Here is a 25,872-nt window from a genome sequence, read left to right as displayed (position 1 = left end):
ACGTCAGACCGCAGCTATGGCCTGGCGCCTGCGAAACAGGTTCAGGCCGTTGATGTATCTCCGGGCCGGCTGCTCCACCCCGTAGAAGCTCACAAGCGTTGCCACAAACATCGCGGCGACAAGGATAGGCGTCGCCCACCAGGGAGCGATCTCTGCCACCTTGTAAAAGGGCTGCTTCCACAGATAGAGCGAATAGGACCAGATGCCGATCATGGCAAGCGGCTGGAACGACAGGGCGCCGAGCGCTGCCTTTGGCGCCAAATCGATCGTGTTGATGGCAAAGGCGAGAAGCAGCGTCCCGACCGTATAGCGGGCCATATCCGGCGCCGGCAGGATCCACAGCGACAGGCCGAGGATGGCGGCGACAATGGGAGCCGCAGCCGGGACGCGAACCTTGTCGATGAGCACGAACAGCGCCACCGACGCAAAGATCGAGGCCATCCGCACATCGCTCAGCCAGTACACGCTCATGGCGCCCGGTTCGGCAAGACTGGTTCGGATCGCACCGTTTGTCATTGCGGCAATGGCAATTGCCAGGCTGACGAAAGCCGCAGCCCTCGCATTGCGGATGACGATGACGACGAGAAGGGCGAGCAGAACATAACTGTGTTCCTCGACCGACAGCGACCAGACATGCCCCAGCACCGACGACGTGTGGGTCCAGGCCTCGTAATAGTTCGTGGTGAAGGTGAGCGCCGCAAGATAGGCGGAAGGCTCCAGCAGCAGATGCGGCGGTGCGCCCGCAAGCCCGCCGACGACGGAGACGGCGAGCATCGCCGTGGCAAACACCAGGAGCGCCGGATAGATGCGGGAGAACCGACGCTGGAAGAAGGTCGGAATGTCGGTCTTGCGGACGAGCAGAATATCGGCCATCAGCCGTCCGCTCAAGACGAAGAAGAGTTCGACGCCGAGTGAACCGAAGGGCAGAAGCCCGCCTGAGAAATGGTCGGCGATTACGAACAGGATCGCGATGCCGCGCCATCCGTCCAGGTATGCGATACGGTTTGCCTGGTCCTGCATCCTGCTGCCCTGTGGTTGCTTTTGAACAAGCGAGTAGAGCATCAGTATAACAACGAGGATCGGCAGTCCTTCACGTCCGGGTGAGCGGGACTACTATCGTGCGACAGGGTTAATACCGGAAATCCGTGTCTTGATCAGGCGGCCTGCATGATCACCGCTTCCTGACGGATGCGCTTGACCATCGAGCGCAGGCCATTCGCGCGCTGTGCCGAAAGATGCTCCACAAGGCCAATCTTGTCGAACACCTCGATCGCATCCGTGGAGGCGATTTCAGACGCATGCTTGCCGGAATAGACCGACAGCACGATTGCGACGAGCCCGCGCACGATATGCGCATCGCTGTCGCCCTCGAACGTCATCACGGGGTCGGCGCTGTCATCGCTGCCGTGGCTGACGACCCAGACCTGGCTGGCGCAGCCCTGTACCTTGTTTTCCGCAGTCTTCTTGTCGTCGGAAAGGTCGGGCATGGCCTTGCCGAGTTCGATCACATAGCGATAGCGGTCCTCCCACTCTTCGAGATAGGCAAAATCGTCGATGATCTGTTCGATGCTGGCCATGGCGTGCGGTCCCGTTTGCGCCTTCATATAGGCGGTCACAGCCTCGATTAAAGCAAAAAAATCGCCGTGAGGATGTTGGTCCTCACGGCGTCAGCAACAGGCTGATGAGAGTTAAGGCAGTCCGGCACCGGGAACCGTGGCACGAGACCCGGTGCAAGCTTTGAATTTCGTTGGAGAAGCGCTCAGAGCGTCGGGCGCTTGAGCGGCACCGGAATGTTGCGGGGGATCGTGCCGGTCGCAACCTGCTCGCCGCGGGGGGTCTCGATGCTGATGTCGGAAAGCGAACCTGATGGCATCGGGGTGGCTTCTGGGTCGGCCTTCATGGCAAGCTTCGGCTGGCCGTCGCCGAACTGCTTGTCGAGAAGCTCGTAGGCGACACGGGCACCTTCCTTGGCGCGGACACCAAGCACGGCAAGCGTGTCGGCGCCCTTTTCGCAGACTTCGGGACGTTCGCTGCAGATCGCACTGATATACTGATAGGCGCCGCTTGCGGCAGACACCGCATCGGCCACCTGGAGCGGCGAAATGTTGGCGTCATCGGAGGCCGGTTCGGCACTGAAATAGGACAGCACCACCAGCACGGCTGCGAAGAACACACTTCCCTTGATCAGAAACCACATCGTCTTGGTCCACCTGTTTTGCCCGTTTTCGGGCGTGCCGGCTAAGCTCCAGTCGTCTGGCTTGCCTGTTCCGGTCTTGGCGTCAATCTAGCCGCGGGGAGCGAACATCGCTTTGACGGGTTCGCTCGGGTTTTCGGCAAATTCGATTAAAATGCGACCTTTCCTTGCTCGGGCGGCGGGGTGGACGGATGCTTCCGGACAATTTTAACAAACCGGATTAAGCATAAATGGGGCGGCCCGCCCACGCGCCAAGGGTTGTCGGTCCGCCGATCTGCCCCAATGGTTAATGTATCAGGAAAAATCAAACCAATTCCGACGCTTACGCCCTGTTAACCACAATCAGAAAACAAGCCGTGGATGTGTGCCAAAGCCGGAAAACGGGGCCCTGGACGGGGCTGCGGAAGCCTGTCTTTATAGTTTCCTTAAGCGCACGAGCCCTATTGTGAAGCCTCGAATATGAGACTGAGTAGGTTTTGCGTGCGCGTATTGAGTGACATTGCCGAGAGGGCGGTTCTGCTGGTTGACGGGGCTGCATCCCGTTGGCTGCGACGCATCGGCGAGGGCGAAACCGTCTCTGCCGCGGCCGTCGCGTCGCTGCGCCGGCTTGCCTTTTGCGGTGGCGTCGCCTTCGTTGCCGTGCCGGCTCTTCTCTCCGTCTTTATGAAGCCGGCACTGGCTCTGCCGCTTGGCGCAACCGTCGTTTCGGCGCTCTTCCTGATTCTCGCAGCGCTTGCCTTTGCATGGCCCCGCAATGTCGTCCGGCCGGTCGCCAACGCGCCAGCCGTCGATGATATCGCCTTTCATGCCTGCCCCGGCCTCGCCCTCGTCGTCGATCCGCAGGGACGGGTGGTCAAGCTCGGCGGTCGCGACCACGCCGCATTCCCGGACAAGCTGAAAGCCGGCCTTGGCGAAATGCTGGCCGAAATCGTCCATGTGTCCGATCGCCTGGCGCTTCTTCAGGCCGTCGATACGCTGCGCCAGGGTGGCCGCAACGCAATCGTCGACATCCGTGTCGAACGTCCCTTCAGCGCCGTCGGCGGCCGGCAGTTCCTGCATATGTCGTTCGACATGTCGGCCATCCGCGACGGCGAAGGCGAACTTGTCCAGATCTTCGTCCAGGCGCTCGATCGCAGTGCCGAAGAGCGCCTGCGGGTCGAAGCCGAAAATCGCACGATCGAGGCGCAGTCGGCCCATGAGGCGAAGTCGCGCTTCCTCGCCGCCGTCAGCCACGAGCTGCGCACCCCGCTCAATGCCATCCTCGGCTTTTCCGATGTTCTGGCCGGCGAATATTTCGGCAAGCTCGCCAATGACCGCCAGCGTGAATATGTCGGCCTCATCCGCCAGTCGGGCGGCCACCTCCTGTCGGTCGTCACCACCATGCTCGACATGTCGAAGATCGAGGCCGGCCGTTACGAGCTGCTCGCCGAACCCTTCCATATCAGCGAAGCGGTCGAAGCCTGCCGTGCGATGCTCGATCACTCGGCTCGCGAAAAGGGCGTCACGCTGACGGCGCGCACCAACCGCAACCTTGCCGAAGTGGTGGCCGATCGTCGCGCGCTGCAGCAGGTCCTGATCAACCTTGCCGGCAACGCCATCAAGTTCACGCCGGCTGGCGGCGTCGTCTCGATCGATGCCACCGTTGTGGCCGGCAAGCTGGTGATCACGGTCAGCGATACCGGTATCGGCATTGCCGCAGACAAGCTAGCGACGATTGGCCAGCCGTTTACGCAAATCGAAAACGATTTGAGCCGCCAGTATGAAGGCACGGGCCTCGGCCTGTCGCTGGTCAAGGGCCTGATCGCCCTGCACGGCGGCCGCTTCACGATCGAAAGCCGTCTCGGCGAGGGGACCGTCGTCACGATCGCCCTGCCAGCCGATGGGTCCGGCATCGAAGGCGCAGCCGTGGATGACGGTGAGGAGAGGGTGGAATTTCCGCCGCGCCTCATGATATCCAACAAGCCAGTCACGAATAGGCAGCAAGCCCACATCGCCCCCGAAATACTTACGACCATGATGGACGAAGAGGATTTTACCGATGGCCCCGCGAAAGCGAAAATCGCCTGAGAGGCGCAAACCGGCAAAACGGCCGGCGCTTGCCCTTCGCGCGGTGACCGCGACGGGGGGGCTTGTTGGTGGCGTCGTGGGCGGCGTCCTGACACGCCATCCGCGTCCTGTGTTGGGCGCGGCAGGCTTTGTCGTTCTGTTCAGTTTCGTCGCCGCCAATGCGCTCTGGTATCAGCCGGGCGGACATCCGTCGCCCTTCCTTGCCACACGCGATCCGAAAGACCCGAACGCCATCGCCGGCTACCGGCCTTACAAGCGCATGCCGGCAGAAGACGTCACCACGTTCCGCATCGAACGGTCCGGCGATGCCAAGCCCGTCATCGAACCGGTCGAACAGCCTGCCGAGCAGACCGCTGTCCAACCGGCTCCAATGCCGGCTCCAATGCCGGCACCCATGCAGGCTCCCGCTGTCGATCCGATCACGACGCTCATCACCGCAGCACCGCCGGTCCCCGGTTCCGACGAGGATCGTGAGCTGGTTGCCGAAATCCAGCGTGAGCTGACGAAGCGCGGTCTCTATGACGGGGCCGATGACGGCGTTACCGGTCCGCGCACCCAGTCGGCCATCGTGCTGTATCAGCAGCGCATGGGGCTGCCGCAATCCGGAGAGGCCGGCAGCGATCTGCTGGCGGCGCTGAAGGCGGAACGCAAGCCCTCGACCGGCTCGCCCTCGAGCGCTGCCGTGCATGTCCCCGTACCCCAGCCATCGGTCGTTGCAAAACCCGCGGCTGACGAGACGGCCCGCGTGCAGCCAAAACCGATGGCGCAGCCGAAGACGGTGCCTGCGAACCGGCCGGCCGAAAATATCAGTCTGAAGAGTGAAGACCCGGTGGCGGCGGCGATCCGCTCGTCCGAAACCGGAGGTTCGCGGTCGGGCCAGATCCGCATCCCGCCCGCGGATATTCCGACTGGCGGATTGCGTCCGTCGCCTGCGGTCGCGAAGTCGAACGCCGTCATGACGGCGGATATCCCGGCGCCGAAGCTCGTGCTGCAGATCCAGCGTGGGCTGCAGAACATTGCCTATTCGGATGTCGAAGTGGATGGGGTTGCCGGTGCACAGACGAAGGCGGCGATACGCCGTTTCGAAAAGCATTACCGCTTGCCGGAGACCGGTGAACCAAGCGAAGCGGTTTTGAAGAAACTGAAGGCGATCGGCGCGCTCTAAGCCTGAAGCCGCAAGCGCGCCGGGTCGGTTGTTAGAATACGGCCAGATACTTCAGCAGCGCGATGATGCCGATGATCAGAACGATAACCTGGATGATCTGCTTGATCCGTGCTTCGAGCGGCAGGCGCGCGACAAGATAAAGTACGAGGACGATCACGAGGAAGGTGATCAGAATGCTGATAAGAACGCTCAAGGCCCACTCCTTTTTGGCAAAAATGCGGTAGTGGGGTGGGAAATATGACAGCGGTGCCAAAAGGAAAGGGTTGCCAAGCCTTTACCCTCACTTTCTTTTGATTATTTTCGCTTAACGATGCCGTCCGCAGCCGCTATGACGCTGTAATGCGCCTTAAAACCCACATATTTGTCTCCGCCCTGACCCGCCGCGTCTTTGCCATGGGCGACTACGCAGCGGTTGAGAAAAAGGGTGCCGAGGAGGCTGGTGCCATCTTCATCCGCCAACGCTTTCGCGATGGCACCGAAACGCTTTATGCGCCGGCACCGCAAAACTTCTTTGACGACGAGGACGATGGCGGGCGCAAGTTCGAACGGCGTCTGGTGCGGGCAGAGCCCGATACGGTGCGCGAGACGATCGATCGCGAAAAGCGCTTCGATCCGGATCTCTGGGTGGTCGAGATCGAGGTTGACGAGATCGGCTACCTGATCGAGGTCGTCAGCGCCGATGCTCAATAAGCTATAGGCCTTACCGGCCGCGGCCGGCGCGTCTCATGCTGGCCGATGTACGGAATGGCCGCTCGGCCTCTTCGGTCGCGTGGGGGGCAGGGGCCTCGACGGGTTGCGCAACCGGTCGCTCCGCATAGGTATAGCCGTCGGCCCGGCGCCAGGCTTCCAGCCTTCGTCCGCATTCGTCGATATCGAGAACCAGCCACATGGCCGTCGCCCGGCTTGCACCGTCAAGCTGTTCGTGTGCGAGGTGACCGTAGAACCTTTCCAGCACGAAGACGGCTTCCGCTTCGTCCATGAACAGACCCTTGAGCGTCGTCGCCAGCTGCTGGCCGGAGATATCGAGCATGATCCGTTGTGCGAGCCAGCGGCTGGCCGACAGCGCGTCTGCCAGAACGCCGGCAAACAGCGTCGCCTCGCGGGCACGGGCAAATCGGACCAGAAGGGCGGCATGCGTTTCGCTGAGCTGCCGCAGACCCTGCCGGTCGTCGCTCTGGCGTTCCATATGGCCGGCCAGAAGCTTGATGCGGCGGCGCAGCTCCTCTTCGCGCGCAGCCCGGGCTTCCTCGGGCAGCAGAAAGTCGTCTTCGGCCTTTGGGGTCTCGACCGGCGTGTCTGCCGGGGGTTCGACCACGGTCGACATGGCCTCGATCGCGGCAGCGGGAAGCTCGCGCCGTTCGGTGATCGGCCTTGCGATCGTATCATAGCGCATGCCGACCAGCGCATCGATGACGATCGGCGACAGGCTTTCGCGCTTGGCGATCGCGCGGGCGTGGTTGACGCCCTGGCTGCGGGCGATGGTGATCAGCGCATCGTTGGAAAGGCAGGGCGAGGCAATCAGGAAGGGTGCGGCGACCGCGATCGGCTGGCTTCCGATAAAAAAGGCGACGGCCGGCGGAATGGCGGGTGATTGCGAAAGGGCTGCCACCGCATCGCGGCGGGCTTCTTCCGAAGAGGCGGCAAACAGCGGTGCGAACAGCTCGGCGAACTGTCTCAGTTCGGAGCGGGAAGGACGCGACAGGCTTTCGAAGCTCGTGACGGTGGCCATCAACACCACATCCTTTTTTCGCATGGCTTGTGGCCTCTCAAGGTCTCGAAACTCGTTGGTCACGGGCAACTCTCATCTACGCAATACATGTCCGAAACGCGTGATGCCGCCGGGGTAAACACGCGCCCCGGTGCATCTCATCTACCTGTGCCTGGGGAACTCCCCGGAGCATATTCCGCCGGATGCAGCTGTCTCTCGCGCCGCGCCCGTCGGTTTCGCCTTGGTTTACCAGATGCTAACGCTTTGAGGGTTAACGGTCAGTGAAAGCGGCTCGTTTTGGCGCACCGATGACCGTTCGAAAACGACAAAATTGTGCCGTTCGAAGACTGTGAAGTTTGAATGACGCGGTGAACAAAGATGCCGTTTTGGCGTTCATCAGCCTGATACCAGCATACGTCGATATCAACTGCCATATTAGAATTAACTCACTGTTAATCCACGTCTGGCTGTATTGGTCTGTAACCGGGCCGTAGCATCCGGTTTTATAAGCGTCGGGGCACCCTGAAAGCCCGTAAAACTGGCTAGATGGCCCGAAGGCTCGCATAACGACCGTGAGGTCGCTTTTCTAAGGTAATGTCGCTGCGCCGCGATTGGGCGCTCTGACGAGAAGGACGCGGATGTTCCTGCCGTATCAGGCAGGTCGCGTCAGCCCCGAAAGGGCAGGGTGAGATATCTTCGTCTTCATCCGTCTCGAATTCGTAAAGTCACGGAGACGAGCATGGCAGAGATCGTGATACTGAACAAATGGCGTGACCAGCATGGCCGCAAGCCGCAGATCCGCATCGGCGAAGCCGATCCCGGCGAAGTGGTGCTGTTTACCGGCGTGCGCTACGAGCGTTTCGACGACCGGATGGACCGCAAGGCCGAAAACCACGCCGTCCGCGCCGAGTAGGCCGGTACGAAACGGACCTAGAAGCGGCTTCTGCCGCGCCACTGGAACGCGCCACAATCCGCGTCCTTCAGAAACTGTGTGGCTGCCTCAGAAAAACTCGCCTGCGGCGTCAGCGCCCGCAGCACTGCATAGCCTTCGCCCGACTGGCTCTCGACAAGGATCGACTGGCTGATCCCGGTGGGCAGGCTTTTGCGCAGCATCGTCATCTGCGTCGGCGTCGCGATCACCACATCCAGCATGCCGCCCGGCGACGTTCGGTCGTTGATGCTGAACACCTCGTTGGACGCCCCGTCATAGATCCCGAGCGACCAGAACGGCAGGCCGGTATTTTCAGCCGTCAGCCTGACCGGGCCTTCCGATACGTCAAAACCGCAGACAGCGGTCTCCACGAAGGGATCGTCCTTGGAAAGACCGGCCCGGTCCGCCGTTTCGGTCAGTCGGTAGAACCGTTGCGTTTCGCCTTCCTTCAGCACCCGCGTATAAGCATCGTTTTCCGAAAAATGCGGCAGTGCGAGCACGATGATCAAATGCAGCAGTGCTGCCCCGACAAGTCCCGCCGCGACAGCAAATGCCAGACCTGTGAAAAACCGCCGGATCATGGGCCGCATCCGATCTTTTCAATGAGCGGCATGGCAAGGTCGATCAGTCCGGAACTGCCCGCGGTCGGCGTGTCGAACAGGGTGAGGACGAGCCTGAAGTCCCCGCTTTGTGTGAGAGCCAGCCAGTTGCCGGACTTGGCCGTCGGCGATGCGGTGATCTCGAACTCGCCATTCGGCTGGCGCAGCGTGATGCGCGAATTGAGCGCCTGCGGCAAATCCGACGACAGCGAGGGTGCAGCAGCCCCGGGCGCCTGCGCAAACAGCGTCCAGAACCGTGCCTGCGGCGTGTGACCCCGGATCCTGTAGGAGCAGCTTGCCACAAGCCGCTCGCCTGTCATGTCGGTCGTCGCGGTAAAGGTCAGGCCTTCGGCACTGGCGTAGAGAAGCTTGCCGGCATTGGCCCGGTGCGATTTGGCATAAGGGTCTGCATCGGCCGTCTGCGCCTGCGGAAACGCCTCCCAAGGCCCGATCCGGAGCGCCCCGAACCCGGTCGTCGCATCAAGCGCCAGCCGGGTCGACCAGATCCCGCCGCCGAATGCGATGGCAAGTGCAACGGCGATGAGGAAGGGGATACGGAACACGGGATTGGCTTTGTGTCTTTTTGGAGCGTTCGCGAAGGGTTAGCATTGTTTGGCGGGAAGGGGGAAGGGCCTCGCGCGGCATATTGATTGCTATGACGGCATGCGTTATGGTTCCGCATGATCAAAGATTTTGCAGATCGTGAGACCGAACGGATCTGGGACGGCCTGCGAAGCCGCAGGCTACCTGGAGATATTCAGTCACCCGCATTGCGGAAACTGCGTCTGCTCAATCAGGCGCGTGTGCTGTTGGATCTGAACGTGCCGCCTGGAAATCGTCTCGAGGCGCTGCGCGGGAACCGAGCAGGGCAACATTCGATACGCATCAACGATCAGTGGCGCATATGTTTCATTTGGACTGACGGAGGCCCCGAACATGTTGAAATCGTCGACTACCACAGCTGATGCTGAATGGCTGCCGAACCCGCATCCCGGCGAGATTCTTCTGGAGGATTTCTTAAAGCCGATGCAGCTTAGCCAGAACGGGCTTGCCCGTGCCGTCGGCGTTCCACCCCGGCGCATCAACGAGATCGTGCTTGGCAAGCGCTCGATCACAGCCGATACGGATCTCCGTCTGGCACGCTATTTCGGCATGTCGGAAGGCGTCTTTCTCGGCCTGCAGGCTGATTACGAGCTTCTTCGCCGCCGCCGCGAACTCGGAGATGAGCTCGAGCGGATCACCCCGCGCGCTGCCTGACGCTCAACCCACCTAGCGCCGCACTTCCAGATTGATCGGCGTCACCTTTGCCGTCGACTGTTTCGGCTGATGCCGGGTCGATATCGAGCCCGTCACGGGACCGGCTTCCGGCACCGACGCCTTGTCGCTTTGGGTAGCGGCGCCCTGGACCTTGTCACCCTGAACAGACGTTGCCTGCCCGTCGACAGCTGGCTTGCCGGCATCGGCGACCTTGGGGCCGCCCGCTGCAAGCGGTGGAGCCTCGGACAGCGCCTTGCCGATCTGCTTCAGCGTTCTGGTGGCCTCAGCCGAAAGCGAGCGCGGTCTTTGCAGCGGCGGCAGGGCATTCTCGCCTTCCTTCGCTTTCGCAATTTCCTGGCTCTTCTTGTCGCTCTTGTGGTCGCCGTTCGGCAGCGGGTTTTCGATGCCGGGAATGGGTTTCAGCTCGATCCCCTGATGGGCGTAGTCCATCAGCACCTTGAAGGTCATCGCCGGAAGCGAGCCGCCGGTCATGTTGTTCATCGAGGTGAAGTCGTCGTTTCCGAACCACACCGCCGTCGTGTAATTGCCGGTAAAGCCGATAAACCAGGCGTCGCGATAGCTCTGCGACGTGCCGGTCTTGCCGCCGGTGACGATGCCGCCATCGAGTGCCGCCCGCCGCGCCGTGCCCTGATAGGGGATCGTCGTCAGGATGCGGTTCATCGATGAGGTCGCCTGTTCGGACAGAACCCGCTTTGCCGGCGCCTCGTCGCGGCCGAAATCGTAGAGAATGTTGCCGCCGTAACCGAGAACCTGCTCGATCCCGTGGCGATGCGATTGCACGCCGCCGGCCGGCATCACCGCATAGGCGGTGGCCTGGTCGAGTACCGTTACCTCGGACGTTCCGAGCGGGATCGTCTTGTCGCTTCTGAGCGGCGTCTCGACCCCGAACGCCTTTGCGGTGTTGACGATGACGTCGGTGCCGAGCACATCCTTGGCAAGCCGGACAGGCACCGTATTGAGCGATTGCTGCATGGCGCTCATCAGGGTCACCTTGCCCTTGTAGGAGCGACCGTAATTCTGCGGCGACCAGCCCCGCCAGGTGATCGGAGCGTCGGAGATCACCGACTCCGGCTTGTAGCCGTGCTCCATCGCGGCGGAGTAGGTATAGAGCTTGAATGACGAGCCCGGTTGTCTCAGCGCCTTGGTGGCACGGTTGAACTGGCTTTCGCCATAGTCGCGGCCGCCGACCATGGCGCGCACGCCGCCGCCGTTTTCGATCATCACCATGGCGCCCTGCTTCACCTTGAAGCTGTCGCCGTATTCGCGAAGGCTGGTTTCCATCGCGGCATCGGCTGCCTGCTGCAGGCCCATGTCGATCGTGGTCCTGACCACCATCGAATGCTCGCGGATCTTGCCGGCCTTGGCCAGCCGCTGCACCTCGTCGAAGGCCCAGTCGAGGAAATAGTCTGGCGACTTGACCTCGGCGCGGTCGATCGCGGTTGCCGGCGTGCGGCGGGCCGCGATCACCTGGCCCTCCGACATCAGGCCTGACTGTACAAGGTTGGACAGAACGTCATTGGCGCGGGCGCGCGCAGCCGGCAGGTTCACATGCGGCGCATATTTCGCCGGTGCCTTGAACAGGCCGGCCAGCATCGCGCTTTCCGCAAGGCTGACTTCGGTGATGTTCTTGCCGAAATAGAACTGGCTTGCCGCGGCTGCCCCGAACGTGCCGCCGCCCATATAGGCGCGGTCTAGATAGAGCGACAGGATCTCTTTCTTCGAAAGGTTCGCCTCCAGCCACATGGCCAGAAACGCTTCCTTGATCTTGCGCTCGATCGACCGTTCGTTGGTGAGGAACAGGTTCTTCGCCAGCTGCTGGGTCAGCGTCGATCCGCCCTGGACGACACCGCCGGCCTTGGCGTTTTCGGAAAGCGCGCGGCCGAGGCCGATGAAGTCGATCCCGTAGTGATCGAAGAAGCGACGGTCCTCGGTCGCCAGAACAGCCTTGATCAGGTGGTCGGGCAGTTGCTCGATCGGAACCGAGCCTTCATGGATGATGCCGCGATGGCCGATGACGTTGCCGTAGCGGTCGAGAAAGGTGACGGCGAAATCGCCCCGGTTGCGCCAGTCTTCCTTGGTTTCTTCAAAGGCTGGCTGGGCAAGCGCCAGAAGCGCAACGCAACCGACCGTGCCGAGCGTCATAGCCTCGCCGGCAAGCTCGAAACCAAGCTTTTTCAAGCCTGTAACGCGGAACCGCCGGAAGAAGATGGTGATCTCTTCCCAGACTTCGCCGGCCCGGAAACCGAGGTTCCAGACAGTGGAATCGATCCAGCTGTCGATCCGCAGTAGGATGTGGCGCTTCTTGCGCGAGGAGCCGGAGCGCTCTTGCTTAACCGGTGATTTCGGATGGTCCTGCACTGGAAGTTCCTGCCCCATTTCCCCCATCGCCCGATGAGAAACGCTTGACGCCGACCCCCCGGAGGGATCAAAGGCATGAGCGTCTCACCGTTATTCAGCATTAGCTGACAAAAGGTTTATGCGCGATAGAGAATCCGCAACAGGGTAAAGGCGGCAGGGGAAAATTGGTCCCCATCCGCGACAGATATGATGATGGAAGACGCATTCTGGAAAACCAAGACGCTTGAGGATCTGTCCCAGCAGGAGTGGGAAAGCCTGTGCGATGGCTGCGGGCTCTGCTGTCTCAACAAGCTCGAGGATTACGACACGGGCGAGGTGGCTTTCACCTCGGTTGCCTGCCGGCTTCTCGACGGCACGAGCTGCCAGTGCAAGGACTATCCCAACCGCCAGGCGACCGTTCCGGAATGCATCCAGCTGACGCCGGCCCAGGTGGACGAAATCCCCTGGCTGCCGCCGACCTGCGGCTACCGGCTGGTGCGCGACGGCCATGATCTTTACTGGTGGCACCCGCTGATCTCAGGCGATCCGGAAACGGTTCACCAGGCCGGCATCTCGGCCCGCGGCCGCACGATCAGCGAAGAAGAGGTCGATGTCGAGGATTTCGAGGACTATCTGATCGACTGGCCACTGCATGTCGGCGAGGCACAGCGGGGCTAGGTAGGAGAGCCTCGGGATCTCCCCAAGCGCAACTGGTTCTTTTGTGGTCGGGACAGAATGCACCGGGCGGCAGATGCGTTGATCAGGTCTTTCGCCAGGGAAAGTCCTCGCCCGGAAAACCTAGCGGAATTTCGGGTTCCGTCGTTGCCTTTCGGATCGTGTAGGGGCGATCCCCACCCACTTCCACCGGAGTCCCGGCCGCATCGACCGCCAGCAGCCCGACGAGATCGGCCGGTGCGCTGCGGACATAGATCTCGGCTCTATCAATGGCCTGTTGCAGGAGTTCGCGAATAACGTCAGCGCCAAGAGCGCCGGAGATTCCCTTGACGGACTGGTAGTCGGTCGAAGCAACCGACAATCCCTTGTGGCGGATCTCGTCCGTGATGCGAACCGGCGAATAGTGTGGCGGTTTTCCCGCTGCTGCCATGACGAGCGGACCGAGCGCGCAGAAGCGTTCAGCGATCAGAATGAGATCCACGTAGTCGCGGGCCTTGCGTCGGGTGGAGGCCGCTAGAACCTTGTTAACGGCAAGATCGGCCTGATGCAGTCGCATCCCCCATTCGGGGTCGTCCACAAGGGGGAAAAAGCGCTGTCGCGTCTCGCTCATCCACTGGATCAGGGTTGCCTCGCCGGCACAGCTGACGGTTGCCTCGACGCAGCCATAGATGAACACGTCGATTGCCACATGGAAGCCATGGCACCGCAGCGCCTCGATGTCGCGCGTGGCGATTTCGCCGATTTCCTCGTCCGTATCGTGGAAGATGTCGATGTCGTCCGACTGACGCGGCCAGTCGCGGTTAAGCAGCAGGCCACCGGCCAGATAGCTGGTTTCGGATCGATTGCCGGCAATGACCGCGAGGATGGCTTTCTGCAGGTCGGTGGGAGCCACGTCACTCGTCCAGTTCAGCAATTAGCTTTCGCCCGAGGGCAAAGGCGCGGGCGTCGCCGCGTTCCATCAAGGCGTTGGCAATGACACGGGCTCGGTCCGTGAGGGTGTGCAGCCGGTCGAGGTCGATGTTGTCGAGGATGCGCAACCGGTAAAGCGTGACGGCCTGATCGCAGAGCGCCTGTATCCTGCCTCTTTTATCTCGGTGCGCATCACGCATCGCTGCAGCGCTTGCGAGTATATCCTGCCGTTGCGACGCTGGGACCAGCACTTCGACCCGGACAAGATGCGCTGCACCTCCGCTTTCGCGATATCGCTTCATTCTGTCGCGCACCGGCATAGCGAACTCCCTTCATCGTAGAATAGGCGTATCCCGGATACGGTACAAGCATCCGCCAGAGCTAAATACCCGGCTGGCCCTTGACCTTCCCATGATGGGAAGCCCTACATGGTGATGCGAAGAGGATCGCGACCCATGAACCAGATTATTCGCCCCATCCATCGCTCCGAACCGATCACCGTGCCCGTCGAGGGCATGACCTGCGCCTCCTGCGTGCGCCGGGTGGAAACCGCAGCGGCCAAAGTGGCGGGCGTCGAGAAAAGCGCTGTCAACTTTGCAACGAAGAAGCTCACGGTCGAAACGGGCGCGGGGTTTGATCCGGAGACGCTGGAGGCGGCTGTCCGCAAGATGGGCTACGAGATCCCCGACGGCGCGATGGATCTTGCGCTGCGGGAAGCGGGTTTTGACGCGGGCTCTGATCATCACCCGGCGTTGAAGCCTGCGGAGACGAGCGCGCAGGCTGATCATACCCATGCTGATCATACCGGGGCCGCCCATTCCCAAGCCGAGCATCCGCATCCAACGCATGAAAACGCCGCTCACGACCATGCCCATATGCATGGCGGTGAAGCGGGTGTCCTGAAGCGTGATCTCGCCATTGCGGCAGTGCTGACATTGCCGCTGTTCGTGCTGGAGATGACGGGCCACGTCTATGCGCCGTTCCATCACTGGCTGATGGGAGTCATCGACACGCAGAACCTCCACTACCTCTACTTCGTGCTGGCAACGGTGGTGATTTTCGGGCCGGGTCTGCGGTTCCTGAAGCTTGGTCTGCCGGCCCTGTTGCGGGGCCATCCGGAGATGAATTCGCTGGTCGCAGTGGGCGTTCTGGCCGCCTATGGCTATTCGGTATTTGCGACATTCGCGCCGGGACTGCTGCCGGAAAGCGCGCGTTTTGTCTATTATGAAGCGGCCGCCGTCATCGTGACGCTGATCCTGTTCGGCCGCCTGCTGGAGGCGCGTGCCACAGGCCGCACCGGCGAGGCAATCGAGAAACTGGCCGGTCTGCAGGCGAAAACCGCGCGGGTCGAAAGGAGCGGGGCGGTCGTCGATCTTCCCTCGTCCGAGGTCGTGGTCGGCGATATCGTCGTCATCCGTCCCGGCGAACGTCTGCCGGTCGATGGCACCGTGATCGACGGGCAATCGAATGTTGATGAATCGATGATCACAGGTGAGCCGCTGCCGGTCGAGAAGATGGCGGGTGCATTTGTCACCGCCGGAACGGTCAACCGCACCGGCTCCTTCCGTTTCCGCGCCGAAAAGGTCGGCCGCGATACGGCGCTTGCCGGCATCATCCGGCTGGTGGAACAGGCGCAGGGCGCCAAACTGCCGATCCAGACGCTGGTGGACAAGGTGACTGCGTGGTTCGTGCCGGCCGTGATGCTTCTGGCGGTCGTTACATTCGTCGTCTGGTTCCTGGTGGGACCGGAGCCGCGGCTGTCGCATGCGCTGGTGGCGGCGGTGGCGGTGCTGATCATTGCCTGCCCCTGCGCCATGGGTCTCGCCGTCCCGGTCTCGATCGTCGTCGGGGCGGGCAGGGCGGCGGGCATCGGCGTGCTCTTCCGCAAGGGCGATGCGCTGCAGGCGCTGTCGGATGTGGATCTCGTCGTGTTCGACAAGACCGGCACGGTGACGATGGGACGGCCGCAGCTGACGGATCTGGATGTCGTGGACGGGTTATCGGAAGACGAGGTCCTGCGCCTCACCGCCGCCGTCGAGCGTCGCTCCGAACACCCGATTGCGGATGCGATCGTCAAGGCGGCGGAGGCGAAGGGTCTGGTCTTGGCCGAGACCGAGGATTTCCGCTCCGTCACCGGCTACGGCATCAGTGCCCGCGTCGATGGCCGGGACGTTTCGGTCGGCGCCGACAGGTTCATGGACAAGCTCGGCATTTCGGTCACGCCCCTGGAACAGACGGCCGCCCGGTTGGCCGGCGAGGGCAAGTCGCCGCTCTATACGGCGATAGACGGTCGTCTGGCGGCTGTGATTGCCGTTGCCGATCCGCTGAAGCCGTCGAGCGTTCAGGCCATCAAGGCGCTGCGGGCGATGGGCATCGAGGTTGCCATGGTGACCGGCGACAACCGTCGCACCGCACAAGCGATTGCAGCCCAGGTGGGGATCGATACGGTCGTTGCCGAGGTTCTGCCCGAGGGCAAGGTGAAGGCGCTGGATGACCTGCGGAAGGGGAGCGGTTCCGCCGCCGTGTCCTCGCCACAGGCGACTTCACCCCGGGCACGCCGGATCGCCTTTGTCGGCGACGGCATCAACGATGCGCCGGCGCTGGCGCATGCGGATGTCGGCATTGCCATCGGCACCGGTACGGATGTGGCGATCGAGAGCGCCGATGTGGTGCTGGTCGGCGGCGATCTGACCGGCGTGGTGTCGGCGATTGCCATCAGCCGGGAAACGATGCGCAATATCAGGCAGAACCTGTTCTGGGCGTTCGGCTATAACGTGGCGCTGATCCCGCTCGCCGCCGGTCTGTTCTATCCCTTGCTCGGATTGACGCTTTCGCCGATGCTGGGCGCTGCCGCCATGGCGCTGTCGAGCACGTTCGTGCTTGGCAATGCGCTGCGATTGAAAACCGTCGCACTGGGAGAGAAAGCGTGAATATCGGCGAGGCCGCACAGGCATCCGGCGTTTCGGCCAAGATGATCCGCTATTACGAGGAGATCGGCCTGATTACGCCGGCCGCCCGCACCGGCAACAATTACCGGACCTATGGCAGCGATCAGGTGCATGTGCTGCGCTTCATCAAGCGCGCCCGCTCGCTGGGTTTTTCGCTGGAGGAAACGCAGGCGCTCTTGAAACTGTGGCAGGACCGCAGCCGCGAGAGCGCCGCCGTCAAGGACATCGCCACCACCCATATCGACGATCTGGAGCGGCGCATCGCGGAGATGCAGGGCATGGTCAAGACATTGAAGCACCTTGCCCATTGCTGCGGTGGAAACGACCGTCCCGACTGCCCGATCCTCGACGACCTTGCCGGTTCCGCGTCACCGGCGCATACAGATTGAAGAAGGAGACCTGAGATGACCGTGATCTTCACCGTGCCGGACATGACCTGCGGCCACTGCGAAAAGACCCTGCGAAACGCTCTCGCCGAAGCGCTGCCGGATGCACCCGTGTCGATCGATCTTGTCACGCATACGGTGATGGTGGGTGGCGACGAGGCAAAGGCCGCGCAAGCGATCCGTGACGCGGGTTATTCGCCGGAACGGGCCAAGGCCTAGTACGTTATCGGCATCGCAGACCATACTCCATCGCAGAGCATACCATGACAGTTGTCGCTTCCTATGTGTACCGCAACGGAAAACGTGCCGAGGCGGTGCCTGTCGATGGGCCGGCGCCGAGACTGTCCGGTCAGGATTTCGTCTGGATCGGCCTGCACGAGCCGTCACCGGACGAGCTGCATGCGCTGGCCGAAACCTATGAGCTGCACCCTCTTGCGGTCGAAGACGCCATCAACGCCCATCAGGTGCCCAAGGTGGAAGCCTATGGCGAACAGCTGTTCGTGGTGGCAAAGACCGCCCATCTGGAAGGCGAGAAATTCAAGTATGGCGAGACGGCGATCTTCGTCGGAAGGCGCCACATCATCACCGTCCGGCACGGCTCGGCCCGCAACCATGCCGCCATCCGGGCACAGCTCGAAGCCTCGCCGCAGCTGCTCTCCAAGGGGCCTGACTACGTCCTGCACGGGATCATCGATTTCATCGCCGACGGCTATCTGCCGCTGGTGCAGACGATCGAGGACAAGGTGCTGGAAATGGAGCAAAAAATGCTCGCGAACTTTCTCGAACGCGAACAGATCCGCCGTCTCTTCCGCCTGCGCCGTCAGCTGATCCTGTTCGGGCGTATCCTGGGCCCGATGTCGGAAGTGGCGGGCAAGCTCGTCAATCTCGACCTTCCCTGCCTCGACCGGGACGCCAAGCCGTTCTTCCGTGACGTGCTCGATCATATCCGAAGGGTCGAAGGCATGGTGGGCGGACTTCGCGAAGTCATCACCTCGGTCTTTGAAGCCTCGAACCTTCTGGAACAGCAGCGCCAGGGCGTCATCACCAGGCAGCTGGCTGCCTGGGCCGCCATTCTTGCGGTGCCGACGGCCATCGCCGGCATCTACGGCATGAATTTCGAGAACATGCCGGAATTGAAGACCGAATACGGCTATCCCGCCGTGCTGGTTGCGATCGTCCTTCTCTGCAGCATCCTTTTCTACCGGTTCCGGAAGTCCGGCTGGTTGTAGTTGCAACCAAGCAAGGGAACTCTCGAGCCGGCGTCGAGTTGGTTCGGTCAGAAAGATGAAACCCTTGCTACGGAGAACCCCGCCATGGTCGACCAGACCCCGATGATCCTGCTGGCCGTTGTCTTGCTTGCCGGTATTGGCACGCTCGGATTTTTGATCCTGCGCCGCTGGAAGACCAAGCGCATTCCCAAAGCGCACGATCTGCCCGAGGTCGCCAACCGACGCTGGCTGCGACGCGAAGCGCGCAATGCGCAGTCGCTCATCGACAAACGGGTTCCATAAAAGCGCGGTTCCTCACGGGAATTTGAGATGAAACCAATTTGTGCCCGGCCGGTTAACACCCTGTAGGGATACGAAAAGGAATTCAAAAATGATCAAGACATTGACAGTTGTTGCCGCACTTTCGTTTGGCCTATCCTCTGCAGCATTTGCGCAGACGAGCTATGATATGAACGGTTCGGCCAACCGCGCGGACGTCCAGCAGAACATGAGCGGTGCCGGCGGCAACATCCCGCCGAAGCCAGCCGCATCGGGTACTGTAGACCCCTATTCGACAGGCAGCGTTACCCCGGGCTCGGCAGTCGGTTCGACCGGCGCCTACGGTAGCCGCGCAGGCTGCGCACCGGGCGGTGAGCCAGGCGATGCTGCAAACTCCGGCAACCTGCCGAACCTGACGGGCGAAACTGCCCAGGGTACCGGTTGCTGATTAAACAATGACGGTAGCGGTTGGACGGGTCTTACCCCCGTCTGATCGAGCCTGATCAGAGGTCCTCGGTGAAAGCCGCAGGACCTTTTTTCATGACAAAAGGTTCGCAGTCACAATCAAGGTCGTAGATTGAATGCTGGGAAAACTGGGAAATCAAAAGGACGGCCAGCGTGATCTCGCGGCAGCGACGTGACGTCAATCGGCCACCCGACCCCGTTCTAAAGATAACGGCAGTCGCGTCCTTTCGCGCTTTTGGCAGACCGCAGCCGTCAAGTCCATTGCGAATTTGGCAACACGGGCCCGACATTCCTGCATGAACATCGGTCATTGCAGGGGATCGTGCGAAAAGCTATTCGTCTGGCCTGAACGCATTGGCCGGGAGACACGACAATCATCAAGATCATGGTATTGCTTCACAGCGCCAACGGCCTCGAATGGCAGTCTCCGCCCAAGGGCACCAGCTTGAAGACGCTGAGCGAAGCCGAAGAGCAGGGCTTCATCACCATCCGCGGCGAGTTCCAGAAACGCCAGTTCCGACTGACAGAGATGGGTTTCGAATATATCCAGCGTGACAAAAGACGTCTGGAAGCCCGGCGGTCGTAAGCCAGGCTAACGGCACAACGCTCGCAGCCTCCACCCAGAGAGCTGGAGGAACTCGTATGAAAGCAGTTCTGAAGATACTTGCCTTATCCCCTCCAGGGGGATAGGATTATCGCATGACAGAACACGATCACGTCCACGAAAGTCATCCCGAAATCGTCAAGCGGCTGAAACGGGCTGAGGGACATCTCAAAAGTGTGATCGCCATGATCGAGGGCGGCAGGCCGTGTCTCGACATCGCCCAGCAGCTGCATGCGGTGGAAAAGGCGATCACCAATGCCAAGCGCACCCTGATCCAGGACCATCTGGACCACTGTCTCGAAGACACGATCGGCGCGCTCGATCGGGAGAAGCGCCACTCCATCGACGAGTTCAAGTCGATCACCAAATACCTTTGAGACCTAAATACCCGTGAGATATTTCCATGCCTGATTTTGCCGACCTCCTGCAGCAGGGATCTGCCCATGCCTGGCTGTTTGTTCCAAGCGCCATCCTGCTTGGGGCCTTGCACGGCTTGGAGCCGGGCCATTCGAAGACGATGATGGCAGCCTTTATCGTTGCGGTGAGGGGGACAGTCACGCAGGCCGTGCTGCTCGGTCTTGCCGCGACGATCTCGCACACGATCGTCGTCTGGGGCATCGCCTTTGCGGGCATGTATCTCTGGCAGGGCATGGATGCCGAAGCTTCCGAACCCTATTTCCAGCTTGTTTCCGCGGCGGTCATCATTGCGATCGCACTCTGGATGCTGTGGCGAACATGGCAGGATCAGCAGATGGGAAAGGCCGCTGCCGCCCACGGGCATGATGGCTCGCATGGGCATGACGGTCATCACGGCCACCACGGTGGCCATGGCCACGACGGCCATCACGGCGCCCATCACGGCGCACATGACCAGGGTTCAGCGCAGGGGCATGCCGCAGGCCACGGTGACATCACGCGGGTCGATACCGGGCACGGCATCGTCACGCTCGAAATCTTCGAAGACGGCGTTGCGCCTGTCTGGCGTTTTCGCTCCGAGCGCGGCCACGGCTGGACGGCGTCCGATGTCGTCGTCACGACACAGCGCCCGGATGGATCGCGGCAGGCCTTCGTCTTTGCCGATCAGGGCGGATATCTGCAGTCGACCACGGACATTCCCGAGCCGCATGCGTTCGTCGCAAGCCTGAGCCTTGGCCACGGCAACCATACCCATGACTACGACCTGTCCTTCACGGAAGGCCACGACCATGACCACGACGAGATGCAGGGGCTAGACGTGGCGACGGACGGGTATCAGGATGCCCATGAAATGGCGCATGCCAACGACATTCGTCGCCGGTTCACCGACCGCAAGGTGACCACATGGCAGATCGTTCTGTTCGGTCTGACCGGAGGTCTCATCCCGTGCCCGGCCGCCATCACGGTTCTGCTTCTCTGCCTGCAGCTCAAGGAGTTCACGCTCGGCTTCGTTCTGGTCATGTGCTTTTCCATCGGCCTTGCAATCACGCTGGTGACCGTCGGGGCCGTTGCTGCGCTGAGCGTGCGTCACGCCACGTCGCGCTGGAGCTGGTTTTCGACGGTTGCCCGTCGCGCTCCCTACGTCTCCAGCCTCCTCATCATCGCCGTCGGCCTCTATGTCGGCATCCACGGCTGGCAGGGACTGCCGGCGTAAGGGGCGTCGCGGATTGGGCGGGGCTTAGCTCCCCGCCACCTCCACCCGGTTTCGGCCTGCGGCCTTGGCGTTGTAGAGGGCTTCGTCGGCGCGCTTGAAGAGGGCTTGCGAGGTCGTCACGAGGTCCTGGCCGGGGGTGAGCGTGGCGAGGCCGACGCTGATCGTGGCGCGGTTGGAGGGTGGGTTTCTGCCGTGTTCCAGACCGATCTCTTCGACGCCCACGCGGATGCTTTCGGCGATGGCATGCGCGGCCTTCGCGTCGGTTGCGGCGAGCAGCACCGCCACTTCCTCGCCGCCATAGCGGGCGCAGACATCGCCGGGACGGATGACGGTTGACCGTACCACCTGTGCGATCGCGCGCAGGCATTCGTCACCGGCCGCGTGGCCATAGGTGTCATTGAAAAGCTTGAAACGGTCGGCGTCGATCATCAGCAGCGACAGCGGCATCATCGAACGGTTCGCCGCAGTAACCATCGCTTCGAACCGCGCGTTGAAGAAGCGCCGGTTGGCAAGCCTTGTCAGGTCGTCGGTATTGGCGAGAAGATCGAGCTCGTCCTGTGCGCGCTTGTGGCGGCTGACATCGCGAGTGATCGCCACAACCCGCGGCGCCTGGGCCGGATGCGAGGCCGGCAGACGGCTCATCGCCGTTTCCAGCCATACTTCCTCGCCGTCGGGTTTGACGTGGCGGATCAGGAATTTCTCATGACCAGGCCCACTGCCGAGCCGCTCCGTTGCCTGGCGCACCAGGACTTCGGTATCTTCGGCCATGCCGGCAAAGATGCTGCGGCCGATCAGGTCCTCTGGCTCGAGCCCCAGGATGCCGATCGAGGAGGGCGAGACATATTCGCGGATGCCGTGTTCATCGAACCGGGTGATGAGGTCGCTGGAGGATTCAGCGAGCAGGCGGAACTCCGCTTCGCGCGCGGCGACCAGCGCTTCGCGCTCCTGGCGCAATTGCATCTGGCGGCGCCAGTAGACCGTGGCGAACCCGGCCGCGATGAGAAGGATCGCCGCATAGATCCAGCGCGTCCTCGCGGTCGACGCCCAGGAGATCAGCACCTGCCATTCCGATGCGGCCGCGAGCGCCACCAAGCCGGTCAGTTGGCTCTGGTGAAAGCCACCCGCCCGCGCCGTCTGGTCGATCGGTGACTGGTAATGAAAGGCGCCGACGCGGGTCTGGCGGACATGGGCAAACAGGTCGCTCTTGGACATGTCCTGGCCGAGAATGCTGTCGGCCATCGGCGCGCGGGCGAGAACCACGCCATCTCCGCGAACGAGCAGGAAGGAGGCATCGGACCCGATATCGTAGCGGCTGAAGAAATTGACGAAATGGTTGACCTTGATGGTGGAGACCACAACCCCGCCGAACGTGCCGTCCGGCAAAATCACCTTCTGCGAGATCGGCAGGACCCAGGTCTGGGTCAGCCGGCTGAGGATGGGCTTGCCAAGGACCGGGAGCGGGAAGGGGCTGGCCTTGTGGAACTTGAAATAGTCGCGGTCCTGGTATGAGACCCCGGCGGGGCGTGTTGCCGACGAGGTCGCAACCATCTGGCCATCGGCATTGAGATAGGAGAGCGTATCGAGTGTGGGCGACGCACTGAGCTGGCGCTTCATCAGCGCGTCGATCGCCTGGGCGAGATCGGCCTCGCCGTCTTTCTCCTCGATCTTGGAGATCAGGCTTGCGAGCGGCAGCCGCGACATTTCCACCACGTCGTCGGCATGCTGGGTAATAGCTTCGGCCGTCTGTTCCAGTGCCGCTTCGACCCGTGCGACCTGTGTCTTCCAGTTGGAATATTCCGCCCAGCCGAAAAGCGCCAGAAACGCACCGAAGCCCAATACCGCCGCAGGCGTCGCCAGAGCGGGGGCAAGGCCGTGTCTGGTGCGGCGGCCTGGCCCTTTGCGGTTCTCGGGGTCTGCCCCGCGAGACGATGGGGAAAACGGCATGCGCAGAAACTTCCGAAAATAGTCAAAACACGAAACTGCAACCTGGCTGATTCACGTCGCGCGCGACGTCATCGGCAGGACCACGGGCAAAGAGCCGACAAGTCCCGTCTAATACAGGAAAGTTAAGCGAACCTCTCGCAACGGGAGCCTGATCCTGCCGTGATGATGGCCGGGACAGTGGCCGAAATCCCTGAAGAGCAAGTTCCAAAGAAAAAGGCCACCGCGCGAGCGGCAGCCTTCTCCTCATACAATCAGATGCTTGACGCGATCAGAACTTCACGCCGAGGCCAACCTGCACGACGTGCTGGTTGAAGTCGACATCAGCGCCGGCGAGGTTGCCGTTGCCGTAGTCGTTGTAGCGATACTCGACGCGGCCGAACAGGTTGTCGGTGAAAGCGTGATCGACGCCAGCGCCGATGGTCCAGCCGTGCAGCGTGTCGTCGTCGTCGCCAACCGGCGTGTCGACTTCGACATTGGTGGCTGTCCAGCCGCCTGCTGCGTAGATCAGAGTGCGGTCCATGGCGTAACCGAGACGCGCACGGGCCGAACCGGAGAAGCCGCTTTCGGCATCGACGCCAGCGGCGACATCGTCGTTGTTCCAGTCGTAGTTGACATCGCCTTCAACACCGGCAACGAAACCGTTGGAGAACTGCCAGTTGTAGCCGACGAAGCCACCCATGCGGGCGCCGTCGAAGTTCTGGGAACCAGCGCCTTCGATATCAGCATCGCCCCAGCCGTATCCGCCGTGGATACCGAGGTAAGGACCGGACCAGGAAAATGCCGGAGCGGTTTCGTAGGCGACTGGCGCGCTCGGAATGGTCTCAACCGCATCGGCGGCGAGAGCTGCGGACGAGAGGCCGGCTGCAAGAGCTGCGGCGAGAACGAGTGTGTTCCTCATGATGATTTCTCCGTGTTTTCAACGACTGCTTGTTATGAGGATCAATGTAGTGCGTTCGGCTTGGAAAGCTGTAGCTAAAATGTCACGCGCGCCAAAATCGATCCTTGACCGTTGACCGGGGGACTTTGCGCCGCCACTGCTGCGGTCGGGAAAGCCTTGCGAATGAACCGAGGAGCATGCCGTGCTGACAAGAACAGACACCGGATGGAAAACGCTTTTGTCCGGCCGGAACGGCCTGATGCTGGGGCTGATTTCCGCCGGGATCGGGTTGCATGCCTTCAACCAGTTCGCGATTGTTGCCGCCATGCCGCTGGCCGCCGCCGAACTTGGCGGGCGCGACTGGTTCAGCTGGGTCTACAGCCTCTATTTCATCGGTTCGATCGCCGGCGGCACCAGTGCTGCCTATCTCCGCGATCGGTTGGGTGTGAAATCCAGCTTGTTCTGGTCCATGGCGCTGTTTTCGCTGGGCGGTCTGATGGCGGTTCTGGCGCCGAGCTTTTTCTTTATCGTTGCGGGCAGACTGTTGCAGGGGATTGCCGACGGTCTGATCGTGGCAATCTGCTACAGCCTCATCCCGGCCAATTTCTCGTCCGCGGTGACGGCGAAGGTATTTGCGGTGGAGGCAACCGTCTGGGCGGTCGCGGCTCTGCTCGGGCCGCTGATCGGGGGGCTGCTCGCAGAGGCGTTTTCGTGGCATGCCGCGTTTCTGGCGGTGACGCCGTTTCTCATCCTGCTTGGTCTTTTCACGCTGTTGACGACGCCCGAGACCGGCAGCGCGGCAAAGGCCGCGTTTGCGCCTCTGGCCGTGGCGCTCTGCGTGACTGCGTCCTTCATTTTCGCACTGTCGTCCGCAACGGGGGTGATCGGCTGGCAGGTCGCCTGTCTGGTGCTGGGATCACTGGCGCTGGCGCTGACCGTGACGACGGATGGAAAGCTCGGGCCGCGGTTGTTTCCGGCTGGCGCTTTCAGGCTGGGATCGGTGCTTGGCCACGGGTTCTGGATGCTGTTCCTGATGTCGGCGGGCCATGCCTCTGGTGCCACCTATCTGGCTCTGATCATCCGCGACGTGTGGGGCATCGGACCGGCGGCGGTCGGCTATATCGTGGTGGCGATGGCGCTGACCTGGAGCGCGGTCGCGATGGCCTCCAGCCGGATCAAGTCTCTAAAAGGACGACACTTTGCGATGCGGGCCGGGCCGCTGTTCCAGCTCGCGGGCTTCCTGATGATCGCGGTATCGATCGACGTCCGGGAGATCCTGCTCGTGGTCCTGAGCCAGATGGCGATCGGCACCGGTTTCGGTCTGTCGTGGGCGGCGATCAACCAGGCCTCGATGGAGGCCGCCGGCGACGAGGAGCGTGACCGGGCTAGCGCGCTTTTGCCGACCATGTCGACGGCCGGCTACGCCGTCGGATCGGCGCTTGCCGGCATGATCGCGGCAGCGACCGGGCTGACACGGCAGTTGTCGCAAGGCGATCCCGGGCAGGTCGCCTACTGGCTTTACGGGACGTCCGCAGCCGCGGCGCTGGTGACGTTTCTGCTCGGGTTCGGGGTGCGGTTGGAGGCGGGCAATAAGGGCTGATCTTGCTTGTTCCGCAGGCGCGAGACCCCATATTGGGGATACGCCACAGACCAGACTCAAGCACATAC

Annotated in this window: 28 protein-coding genes and 1 pseudogene; 17 read left to right on the top strand and 12 right to left on the bottom strand. The window is 62.0% G+C overall.

What is annotated here, in order from left to right:
- Positions 1 to 3: 3 nt before the first annotated feature.
- From ACQY1J_RS15965 to ACQY1J_RS15955, 3 genes are all read right to left on the bottom strand, one after another.
- Positions 4 to 1,020, bottom strand: a complete 1,017-nt coding sequence (locus ACQY1J_RS15965) for an acyltransferase family protein (RefSeq protein ID WP_430250296.1) — start codon at positions 1,018 to 1,020, stop codon at positions 4 to 6.
- Positions 1,021 to 1,154: 134 nt separating this feature from the next.
- Positions 1,155 to 1,577 carry a SufE family protein gene (locus ACQY1J_RS15960; RefSeq protein ID WP_062453480.1) on the bottom strand — a complete coding sequence of 141 codons (423 nt, stop codon included), beginning with the start codon at positions 1,575 to 1,577 and terminating at the stop codon, positions 1,155 to 1,157.
- A gap of 182 nt (positions 1,578 to 1,759) precedes the next feature.
- On the bottom strand, positions 1,760 to 2,197 hold the full coding sequence (locus tag ACQY1J_RS15955; RefSeq protein ID WP_092661655.1) for a DUF5330 domain-containing protein: 438 nt from the start codon (positions 2,195 to 2,197) through the stop codon (positions 1,760 to 1,762).
- 456 nt (positions 2,198 to 2,653) lie between these two features.
- Here ACQY1J_RS15955 and ACQY1J_RS15950 point away from each other — a divergent pair, with 456 nt between their 5' ends.
- Entirely contained in the window at positions 2,654 to 4,261 is a 1,608-nt protein-coding gene (locus ACQY1J_RS15950) for a sensor histidine kinase (protein ID WP_430250295.1), read from the top strand.
- Positions 4,233 to 5,426: a peptidoglycan-binding protein gene (locus ACQY1J_RS15945; protein WP_430250294.1), complete on the top strand. Its 1,194-nt coding sequence runs from the start codon at positions 4,233 to 4,235 to the stop codon at positions 5,424 to 5,426. The genes ACQY1J_RS15950 and ACQY1J_RS15945 overlap by 29 nt, the downstream gene beginning before the upstream one ends.
- A 31-nt stretch (positions 5,427 to 5,457) precedes the next feature.
- On the opposite strand, the gene ACQY1J_RS15940 is transcribed toward ACQY1J_RS15945, so the two are convergent.
- Positions 5,458 to 5,619, bottom strand: coding sequence for a Thivi_2564 family membrane protein (locus ACQY1J_RS15940; RefSeq protein ID WP_092662461.1), 162 nt, complete (start codon positions 5,617 to 5,619; stop codon positions 5,458 to 5,460).
- A 146-nt stretch (positions 5,620 to 5,765) separates the two neighbouring features.
- Here ACQY1J_RS15940 and ACQY1J_RS15935 point away from each other — a divergent pair, with 146 nt between their 5' ends.
- Positions 5,766 to 6,116, top strand: a complete 351-nt coding sequence (locus tag ACQY1J_RS15935; protein ID WP_430250293.1) for a DUF1491 family protein — start codon at positions 5,766 to 5,768, stop codon at positions 6,114 to 6,116.
- Positions 6,117 to 6,126: 10 nt separating this feature from the next.
- Here ACQY1J_RS15935 and ACQY1J_RS15930 read toward each other — a convergent pair whose 3' ends face one another.
- Positions 6,127 to 7,218, bottom strand: coding sequence for a DUF2336 domain-containing protein (locus ACQY1J_RS15930; RefSeq protein ID WP_200943537.1), 1,092 nt, complete (start codon positions 7,216 to 7,218; stop codon positions 6,127 to 6,129).
- A 655-nt stretch (positions 7,219 to 7,873) separates the two neighbouring features.
- Between ACQY1J_RS15930 and ACQY1J_RS15925 the strand changes: the two genes are divergently transcribed.
- Entirely contained in the window at positions 7,874 to 8,047 is a 174-nt protein-coding gene (locus tag ACQY1J_RS15925) for a hypothetical protein (protein WP_156461810.1), read from the top strand.
- Positions 8,048 to 8,064: 17 nt separating this feature from the next.
- Here the strand turns inward: ACQY1J_RS15925 and ACQY1J_RS15920 are convergent, their stop codons facing one another.
- Positions 8,065 to 8,646 (bottom strand): DUF1254 domain-containing protein, encoded by a 582-nt coding sequence (locus ACQY1J_RS15920; RefSeq protein ID WP_092662465.1) that lies wholly within the window; start codon positions 8,644 to 8,646, stop codon positions 8,065 to 8,067.
- Positions 8,643 to 9,227, bottom strand: coding sequence for a DUF1214 domain-containing protein (locus ACQY1J_RS15915; protein ID WP_113111217.1), 585 nt, complete (start codon positions 9,225 to 9,227; stop codon positions 8,643 to 8,645). Before ACQY1J_RS15915 ends, ACQY1J_RS15920 begins: the two co-directional genes overlap by 4 nt.
- A 117-nt stretch (positions 9,228 to 9,344) precedes the next feature.
- On the opposite strand from ACQY1J_RS15915, the gene ACQY1J_RS15910 reads away from it, so the two are divergent.
- Together ACQY1J_RS15910 and ACQY1J_RS15905 are read left to right on the top strand one after the other, a co-directional pair.
- The gene (locus ACQY1J_RS15910; protein ID WP_113111216.1) at positions 9,345 to 9,629 is read left to right on the top strand and encodes a type II toxin-antitoxin system RelE/ParE family toxin; all 285 of its coding nucleotides are present in this window, start codon (positions 9,345 to 9,347) and stop codon (positions 9,627 to 9,629) included.
- Positions 9,601 to 9,921 carry a HigA family addiction module antitoxin gene (locus ACQY1J_RS15905; protein WP_184654777.1) on the top strand — a complete coding sequence of 107 codons (321 nt, stop codon included), beginning with the start codon at positions 9,601 to 9,603 and terminating at the stop codon, positions 9,919 to 9,921. Before ACQY1J_RS15910 ends, ACQY1J_RS15905 begins: the two co-directional genes overlap by 29 nt.
- 198 nt (positions 9,922 to 10,119) lie before the next feature.
- On the opposite strand, the pseudogene ACQY1J_RS15900 reads toward ACQY1J_RS15905, so the two are convergent.
- A pseudogene (locus ACQY1J_RS15900) lies at positions 10,120 to 12,327 on the bottom strand (transglycosylase domain-containing protein); the annotation flags it as partial.
- 162 nt (positions 12,328 to 12,489) lie between these two features.
- Between ACQY1J_RS15900 and ACQY1J_RS15895 the strand changes: the two are divergent.
- On the top strand, positions 12,490 to 12,957 hold the full coding sequence (locus ACQY1J_RS15895; RefSeq protein WP_092662467.1) for a YcgN family cysteine cluster protein: 468 nt from the start codon (positions 12,490 to 12,492) through the stop codon (positions 12,955 to 12,957).
- 82 nt (positions 12,958 to 13,039) lie between these two features.
- Here ACQY1J_RS15895 and ACQY1J_RS15890 read toward each other — a convergent pair whose 3' ends face one another.
- Entirely contained in the window at positions 13,040 to 13,846 is an 807-nt protein-coding gene (locus tag ACQY1J_RS15890) for a hypothetical protein (RefSeq protein ID WP_430250292.1), read from the bottom strand.
- A 1-nt stretch (position 13,847) separates the two neighbouring features.
- Positions 13,848 to 14,183: a hypothetical protein gene (locus ACQY1J_RS15885; RefSeq protein WP_192076624.1), complete on the bottom strand. Its 336-nt coding sequence runs from the start codon at positions 14,181 to 14,183 to the stop codon at positions 13,848 to 13,850.
- A gap of 135 nt (positions 14,184 to 14,318) precedes the next feature.
- On the opposite strand from ACQY1J_RS15885, the gene ACQY1J_RS15880 reads away from it, so the two are divergent.
- From ACQY1J_RS15880 to ACQY1J_RS15840, 9 genes are all read left to right on the top strand, one after another.
- The gene (locus ACQY1J_RS15880) at positions 14,319 to 16,793 is read left to right on the top strand and encodes a heavy metal translocating P-type ATPase (RefSeq protein WP_430250291.1); all 2,475 of its coding nucleotides are present in this window, start codon (positions 14,319 to 14,321) and stop codon (positions 16,791 to 16,793) included.
- Complete coding sequence (gene cueR, locus ACQY1J_RS15875) at positions 16,790 to 17,200, top strand: Cu(I)-responsive transcriptional regulator (protein WP_113111210.1); 411 nt, start codon at positions 16,790 to 16,792, stop codon at positions 17,198 to 17,200. The genes ACQY1J_RS15880 and cueR overlap by 4 nt, the downstream gene beginning before the upstream one ends.
- Positions 17,201 to 17,215: 15 nt before the next feature.
- Positions 17,216 to 17,416, top strand: coding sequence for a heavy-metal-associated domain-containing protein (locus ACQY1J_RS15870; RefSeq protein WP_062453471.1), 201 nt, complete (start codon positions 17,216 to 17,218; stop codon positions 17,414 to 17,416).
- 44 nt (positions 17,417 to 17,460) lie between these two features.
- The gene (locus ACQY1J_RS15865) at positions 17,461 to 18,426 is read left to right on the top strand and encodes a magnesium and cobalt transport protein CorA (protein ID WP_062453470.1); all 966 of its coding nucleotides are present in this window, start codon (positions 17,461 to 17,463) and stop codon (positions 18,424 to 18,426) included.
- Positions 18,427 to 18,510: 84 nt separating this feature from the next.
- Entirely contained in the window at positions 18,511 to 18,708 is a 198-nt protein-coding gene (locus tag ACQY1J_RS15860) for a hypothetical protein (RefSeq protein ID WP_062453469.1), read from the top strand.
- Between the two features lie 88 nt (positions 18,709 to 18,796).
- Entirely contained in the window at positions 18,797 to 19,132 is a 336-nt protein-coding gene (locus ACQY1J_RS15855; RefSeq protein WP_062453468.1) for a hypothetical protein, read from the top strand.
- Between the two features lie 402 nt (positions 19,133 to 19,534).
- On the top strand, positions 19,535 to 19,735 hold the full coding sequence (locus ACQY1J_RS15850; RefSeq protein ID WP_062453467.1) for a hypothetical protein: 201 nt from the start codon (positions 19,535 to 19,537) through the stop codon (positions 19,733 to 19,735).
- A 113-nt stretch (positions 19,736 to 19,848) separates the two neighbouring features.
- Positions 19,849 to 20,130, top strand: coding sequence for a metal-sensing transcriptional repressor (locus tag ACQY1J_RS15845; RefSeq protein ID WP_062453466.1), 282 nt, complete (start codon positions 19,849 to 19,851; stop codon positions 20,128 to 20,130).
- A gap of 26 nt (positions 20,131 to 20,156) precedes the next feature.
- Positions 20,157 to 21,383, top strand: a complete 1,227-nt coding sequence (locus ACQY1J_RS15840; protein ID WP_430250290.1) for a nickel/cobalt efflux transporter — start codon at positions 20,157 to 20,159, stop codon at positions 21,381 to 21,383.
- A 24-nt stretch (positions 21,384 to 21,407) separates the two neighbouring features.
- On the opposite strand, the gene ACQY1J_RS15835 is transcribed toward ACQY1J_RS15840, so the two are convergent.
- Positions 21,408 to 23,327 (bottom strand): diguanylate cyclase, encoded by a 1,920-nt coding sequence (locus tag ACQY1J_RS15835; protein ID WP_430250289.1) that lies wholly within the window; start codon positions 23,325 to 23,327, stop codon positions 21,408 to 21,410.
- 268 nt (positions 23,328 to 23,595) lie between these two features.
- Positions 23,596 to 24,225: an outer membrane protein gene (locus ACQY1J_RS15830; protein WP_062453463.1), complete on the bottom strand. Its 630-nt coding sequence runs from the start codon at positions 24,223 to 24,225 to the stop codon at positions 23,596 to 23,598.
- 181 nt (positions 24,226 to 24,406) lie between these two features.
- Between ACQY1J_RS15830 and ACQY1J_RS15825 the strand changes: the two genes are divergently transcribed.
- Positions 24,407 to 25,804, top strand: coding sequence for an MFS transporter (locus tag ACQY1J_RS15825; protein WP_430250288.1), 1,398 nt, complete (start codon positions 24,407 to 24,409; stop codon positions 25,802 to 25,804).
- Positions 25,805 to 25,872 lie beyond the last annotated feature (68 nt).

Source organism: Neorhizobium sp. DAR64860/K0K1, from assembly GCF_050500205.1.
GTDB classification, from domain to species: Bacteria; Pseudomonadota; Alphaproteobacteria; order Rhizobiales; family Rhizobiaceae; genus Neorhizobium; species Neorhizobium soli.
Note: the sequence above shows the minus strand (reverse complement) of the source record. Positions and strands in the feature narration are given on the sequence as shown.